Annotated in this window: 6 protein-coding genes; 3 read left to right on the top strand and 3 right to left on the bottom strand. The window is 70.7% G+C overall.

Annotated elements, in window-relative coordinates; all coding sequences use genetic code 11:
• Nucleotides 1–802 (top strand): NAD(P)-dependent oxidoreductase (locus tag AB0O67_RS36260; protein ID WP_365460022.1); only part of this gene is annotated, 802 nt, incomplete at its 5' end.
• Here the strand turns inward: AB0O67_RS36260 and AB0O67_RS36265 are convergent.
• A complete protein-coding gene (locus AB0O67_RS36265) occupies nt 747–1,523 on the bottom strand; it encodes a methyltransferase domain-containing protein (protein WP_365460025.1) in 777 nt (258 codons plus the stop codon). The genes AB0O67_RS36260 and AB0O67_RS36265 overlap by 56 nt on opposite strands.
• Before the next feature lie 158 nt (nt 1,524–1,681).
• Here AB0O67_RS36265 and AB0O67_RS36270 point away from each other — a divergent pair, with 158 nt between their 5' ends.
• Together AB0O67_RS36270 and AB0O67_RS36275 are read left to right on the top strand one after the other, a co-directional pair.
• Complete coding sequence (locus AB0O67_RS36270) at nt 1,682–2,626, top strand: DUF5996 family protein (protein ID WP_365460028.1); 945 nt, start codon at nt 1,682–1,684, stop codon at nt 2,624–2,626.
• Nucleotides 2,627–2,872: 246 nt separating this feature from the next.
• The gene (locus tag AB0O67_RS36275; RefSeq protein WP_365460032.1) at nt 2,873–4,156 is read left to right on the top strand and encodes a peptidase; all 1,284 of its coding nucleotides are present in this window, start codon (nt 2,873–2,875) and stop codon (nt 4,154–4,156) included.
• Nucleotides 4,157–4,267: 111 nt separating this feature from the next.
• Here the strand turns inward: AB0O67_RS36275 and AB0O67_RS36280 are convergent, their stop codons facing one another.
• On the bottom strand, nt 4,268–5,206 hold the full coding sequence (locus AB0O67_RS36280) for a penicillin-insensitive murein endopeptidase (protein WP_365460035.1): 939 nt from the start codon (nt 5,204–5,206) through the stop codon (nt 4,268–4,270).
• Nucleotides 5,207–5,216: 10 nt separating this feature from the next.
• Nucleotides 5,217–5,803, bottom strand: a 587-nt coding sequence (locus tag AB0O67_RS36285) for a peptidoglycan-binding protein (RefSeq protein ID WP_365460038.1), incomplete at its 5' end; no start/stop codon positions are given.

The following is a 5,803-nucleotide window of genomic DNA, read 5'->3' on the forward strand; positions in this document are numbered from 1 at the left end:
CCGGTCGAAGGGGAAGGCCGACGGCCTGCTGGAAAGGGGCGCGTTCGAACTGGACGAGCCCTCCGAGGCCTGGGTCCGGTCGGACGTCTGCATCACGATGCTCGCGGACTCCCACGCATTGGCCGACATCGCGCTCGCACCCCACGGCGGGCTCGTGCACGCCGTGGCCGCCAGGGGAAAGACGCTCATCGACATGAGCACCGTCTCGGCGGAGGTCTCCGCTCAGGTGGCCGCCGCGGCCGCGGCCGGCGGTGTGGACTACCTCCGCGCTCCGGTGAGCGGAAACCCGGGTGTCGTGCGTGCCGGGAACCTCACGGTCATCGCCTCGGGCGAGGAGGACGTCTTCACGTCCGTCGAGGCTCTCCTTCGGGACATCGGCCCTCACCTGTTCCACGTCGGCGAGGGGGAGGCCGCCCGTGTCATCAAGCTGGCTCTCAACCTCATGGTCGCCGGGACGGCCGAGCTGCTGGCCGAGTGCGTCGCTCTGGCCGAGGCCCACGACGTACGACGGGACCGGCTTCTGGAGGTCGTCGGAGCCTCGGCGGTCGCGTCGCCGTTGGTGAAGTACAAGATCGGGCCCCTCCTGGCGGACGACTACACATCGACGTTCAGCTCCCGGCTCATGCGCAAGGACCTGGACCTCGCTCTCGACGCGGCGGCAGCCGGCGGCGTCCCGCTGCCGGTCACCGGCGTCGTTCAGCAACTGCTTCAGGCGTGCGTCTCGACCGGCCTGGGCGAGCTGGACTTCATGGCCCTGCTCGTCCGGCTGCAGCGGGAGGCCGGTCAGACTCCTCCTGCCTGACGGCCTCGGCCGCCGGTCGGCTCGGCCAGGGCGTCTGTCTCTTGCGCGCGGTGAGCAGAGCGAAGGAGAGGAATTCCCCGCCGTCCGCGAGGAGCATGTCGATGACGGGCTGGTTCACGCGTCGGCCGTCCGGCTGGTGCTCGGCTCCCGCCCTGGCCCACAGCAGCCAGTCACGCCAGGCGTCCTGCTGCAGCCGCGCGGAGGTGACGTCCACCAACTCGGTGATCTGCCACTGGAAGCGCCACCACTCCGCCGTGTGCCAGGCGATCGCCTCCCAGCCGACCACCTCCTTGATGTGCACGGGGATCACCCCGAGCTCACGGACCTCGCGGGTCATGGCGGGTGTGGCCACGCCCAGTTGTCCGCCCGGGCGGAGAAAACGCACCAGGTAGGGCAGATAGCTGTCCGCCGTGCCGAAGTACTCGAACGCGTCCACGCTGACGACGGCGTCGAAGCTCTCCTCCTCGAACGGCAGGGCGTGCGCCTCCGCCCGCACGGCCTGCACGAGGTCGCCGACACCCGCCTCGGCGAAGACGGCTGCCGCGTCCTCGGGCGCGACCCACCAGTCGGCCGCGACGACCTCGGCGCCGTACTCGCGGGCCAGGAACACCGATGTGGCGCCCTTGCCGGAGCCGAGGTCGAGAATCCGCATGCCGGGGCGCAGGTCGAGGTCCCGGGCGAGGTCCTCCAGCAGCCACAACGGAACCGCCCGGCTCCGCACAACTGGATATCGCCCTGGCGTAGGCGACGCGAGCGACTGGACCACAACTCCTGGTGCCTGTACAACCTCGTACAGTCATCATCGGTGTCCAGAGGGCCGCCGATTTGCCCCGAGGCCGCGCGGGGGTGAACCTGCTTGCACGGACGGAAGGCACAACGGTGACACAGCAGACAACGCCCACGCGCGAAGCATGGCCGCGGCTCCTGGTGGCCGACTGGGCCGACACGCGAGACACCTTGCACATGTGGACCCAGATCGTCGGCAAGGTGCGTCTGGCGCACGCACCGCTGATCAACCACTGGTGGCAGGTCACGCTGTACGTGAGTCCACGCGGGCTGACCACGTCCGCCATCCCGTACGGGTCCGGAGCCTTCGACATCGAGTTCGACTTCATCGACCACCGGCTGTGCATCCGCAGCAGCGAGGGCGCCGTCCGCAACGTGGCACTGGCGCCCAAGTCGGTGGCCCAGTTCCACAGCGAGACGATGCGCGCCCTGGACGAGCTGGGAATCCAGGTGCCGATCAAGGCCCGACCGAACGAAGTGGAGCCGGCGATCCCGTTCGCCGAGGATCACCACCACTCCTCCTACGACGCCGGCGCGGCCCATCTCTTCTGGCGCCAACTGCTCCAGGCGCAGCGCGTCATGGGCGCCTTCCGCTCGCGGTTCGGTGGCAAGGTCAGTCCGGTGCACTACTTCTGGGGAGCCATGGACCTGGCCTGCACCAGGTTCTCCGGCCGCAGCGCCCCGCAACACCCGGGCGGCGCACCCAACTGCGGTGACTGGGTCATGGTGGAGGGCTACTCCCGCGAGCTGAGCAGTTGCGGCTTCTGGCCCGGCGGCGGGGAGGAGGGCGCCTTCTACGCCTACGCCTACCCGGAGCCCGACGGCTTCGCCGACCACCCGGTCACCCCGGCTGGCGCCTTCTACAGCAGGGAGAACGGCCAGTTCCTGCTGCCGTACGAGGACGTGCGCACCGCCGGCGACCCGGATGACGCGCTCCTCGGATTCCTGCAGACCACCTACGAGGCGGCGGCGGAACGCGGACGGTGGGACCGCGCCATGCTCGAATGCGACCCGGACCGCTGGCAGGACTTCCAGTGACCCCACCTGGCTCCCGGTGCGCGGTGCGATGAGATGGCTCACAGAAAAAGTGGGGCCTCCTAGGGCAACTGTCTGTGTTCGTGCCATTTATTCGTAGGATGTGGCGCCTGTTCCGTCAGGGGCGTGACAAGCGCCCCGCGGTCTTGATCGTGCGGGTCGTACGATCTCGTGGGCGTCGCGCCGCGTGACCACACCGTCGGCGCGACCCCGATCCACTTCGCCGCCGTCCGACCAGGGGTCTCCTTCGTGAAGTTTCGCTGTGTCCTCGCGACCGCCGTCGCCGCTGCCGTGACCACCCCGGTCGTCGTCCTCTCGGCCGCGCCCGCCTTCGCCGACGAGAGGCCGGCCGCGCGGACGCAGAAGGCGAAGCCGACGATCGAGGAGCTCAAGCAGGCCGTCGCCGTCGCGCAGAACGAGTACGACGCCGCCGTCATCGCGGTGAACGACGCGATCAAGGTCCTCACCGAGGACATGGAGGCGGACACCTATCCGGCCAAGGCCGCGATGCTCGAGGCGGAGAAGGCCGCCGAAGCCGCCGCCCAGGTCAAGGCCGACGCCGACCAGGCCGTCGTGGACGCCCAGGCAGAGCTGGACGCCGCCACCACCGACGAGGAAAAGGCCGCGGCGCAGACGGCGCTGGACGAGGCCAAGAAGGCCGCCGAGAAGGCCGCGGAGGCCAAGACGGCCGCGGACACCGAGGCCACCGAGGCGCGGACCGCCTACACCGATGCCCGTGTCGCCCAGGCCCGGAAAATCTCCCTCCTCCAGAAGACGAGGGACGAGGCCAAGGCGAAGCTGGATGACGCGAAGAAGGCGCTGGCCGACGCCGAGGCCGAGGAGGGCGAGGAGCCGGGCGGCGAGTGCGTCGCCGAGCCCAAGCTCACCGCCGTCGTCAGCGGGCTGCCGAACACGGTCGTCGGCGGCACCACGGCGACCTTCACCCTGCGCGTCACCAACGGCACCGGAAAGACGATGGACGAGGTCTACCCGTACGCCGCCGTCCACGCCTTCGACGCCAAGGGCATCAAGCCGCTCGACGCCTACCTCGACCTGGAGTGGTCCACCGCCGCGAACCCCACGTGGCGCGACGCCGACCTGCTGCAGGAGCTGTCCGTCGGCACCCTGAAGGCCAGGTCCTCGGTCGACGTGAAGCTGCGGCTGAAGGTCGACGCCGGCATTCCGGCCGGCCAGGGCGCCGCCTTCGTCTCCGCCGACTACGTCAACGAGGACGAGTCCTGCGGCGGTGTCCCGGGCCTGGACCAGTACGAGTTCCAGATCCTGGCCAAGGGCAGCGACCCGGGCAAGGTCGAGGACGCCGAGGGCAAGCCCGGTGACACCGGTGACACCACCGAGCAGGGCGGCGTCTCCACCACCCCGGTGAACAACGGGTCCGGAGACGACGGCCCGCTCGCCGAGACGGGTTCGAGTGACGCGCTGCCGCACGTCGCCCTCGCGGCCGGCGCGGCGCTCGTGCTCGGCGCCGGCACGGTGGTCGTCGCCCGCCGCCGCAAGGCGGGCGCCGACGCCTGACCGGCAGACCGCACGAGACCGGGCCCGCACCTCTGAGAAGGGGAGGCGGGCTCCGGACCAGCTCGCCCACGGGCCCGAGCTCCGCAGCCCCGGGCCCGCGGGCACCCCCGGCTACCGGTACCGGATGTGCAGGTGGTTGTCGTGGTTCGGGTAGTTCGTGGTCAGGCCTTCCGAGATGAGCTGCGGGTCGTTGAAGAAGATCAGCTCGACATGACCGGGGGCCTTCGCCCTGATCTCCTGGACGAGCCGGCGGGTGGCGGCGCGGTCATAGGTCGAGGACTGCCAGGTGATGCGTCCGGCGGTGCACTGTGCCGAGTCGGTGCGGATCGGCCACACGTCGATGTCCATCCCGACCTCATGGCTGGCATGGCCGGGTATGTCCCCGCCGTGCTCGAACCCCGCGTCGCCGACCGGCAGTCGGCCGTTGCCGGTGCCGGCGAACGTGGCGGCCGCGGCTTCGAGCTGGCCGACGGCCCCCGCGGTCGCCCAGTGGGCGCCGGCGTTGCCGTCCGGGCTCTGTGCGCACATGGAGCCCGCGCCGAAGTCGATGTTCTCGTAGTGCCAGAGCAGGTTCTTCCACGTGGTCGGTCCGACCACGCCGTCCACGCCGATTCCCGCGTGGGACTGGAAGGTGCGGACCGCGGTCTGAGTGGCGGGCCCGAAAGCTCCGTCCGCCGCGAGCCCGGCACCCCGCTTGGCGTTGAGCAGCGACTGGACCGCCTGCACCGCGGGCCCGTTGTCGCCCTGCCGTACGGTGACGGCGAGCGCGCCCCAGGTGGCGGGCCCGACGATGCCGTCCGCGGTCAGGCCCTTGGACTGCTGGAAGCCGACGACGGCGCTGCGCGTGCCGGAGCCGAAGACGCCGTCCGCGGTGACCGTTCGGCCGTGCGCGGTCAGCAGATGCTGGAGCGCGACGACGTCGGTGCCCCGGCTGCCGTTGCTCGTCAGCGGGAACGCGGCCTGGGGGAAGGCCTGCGCGGGGATGCCCGCTCCGAGGAGCAGACCTGCCACCGCGGCGAACAGCGCGATGATGCGTCCGAGTTGTCTCATGACCCCTGGCTCACCTTCCTGACTGGAGTGCGCCCCAGGTGCCGGGGCCGACGATGCCGTCGACGCCCAGCCCGCGCGAGGACTGGTAGTCGCGTACGGCCTTTGCGGTGCCCGAGCCGAAGATGCCGTCGATGCCCACCGTCCTGCCGAGCGCCGCGGTCAGGGCACGCTGCAGACGGGAGACGGCCTCGCCCGTCGAGCCGTTCTGAACGGTCGGGGTGGATCCTCGCGACAGCAGCGCGGTCCAGGTCCTCGGGCCGACCGCGCCGTCCGCCGTGAGTCCCTTGCTGGACTGGAAGTTCCGGGCGGCGGTGGTGGTGTCGGGGCCGAAGATCCCGTCCGGGGTGCCCGGGTCGTGTCCGGCGGCCTTCAGCAGGCACTGGGCCGCCTTGACCAGGTTGCCGGTCGAGCCGCTCTGCACGGTGGTGTACGCGGTGAAGTCGAGGTTCGCTCCGGTGCAGCTCGGCTGTGGCGGGGTGCCGCTGCCCACGTCGAGGTAGTCGCGGTCGATGTTGATCGAATAGCCGCCGTAGGACTCGGTGACCTCGCCCGCGTACTGGTGGATGCGCTGGTGGCCCGACCAGTGGGTGGACGGTA

It is taken from the genome of Streptomyces sp. NPDC086077 (assembly GCF_040686175.1).
In the GTDB taxonomy this organism is placed as follows: domain Bacteria; phylum Actinomycetota; class Actinomycetes; order Streptomycetales; family Streptomycetaceae; genus Streptomyces.

Bases quoted from the DNA above. Each gene is read 5' to 3' on its own strand.
- AB0O67_RS36280 (WP_365460035.1), bottom strand. From the start codon at position 5,206: ATGAGACAACTCGGACGCATCATCGCGCTGTTCGCCGCGGTGGCAGGT.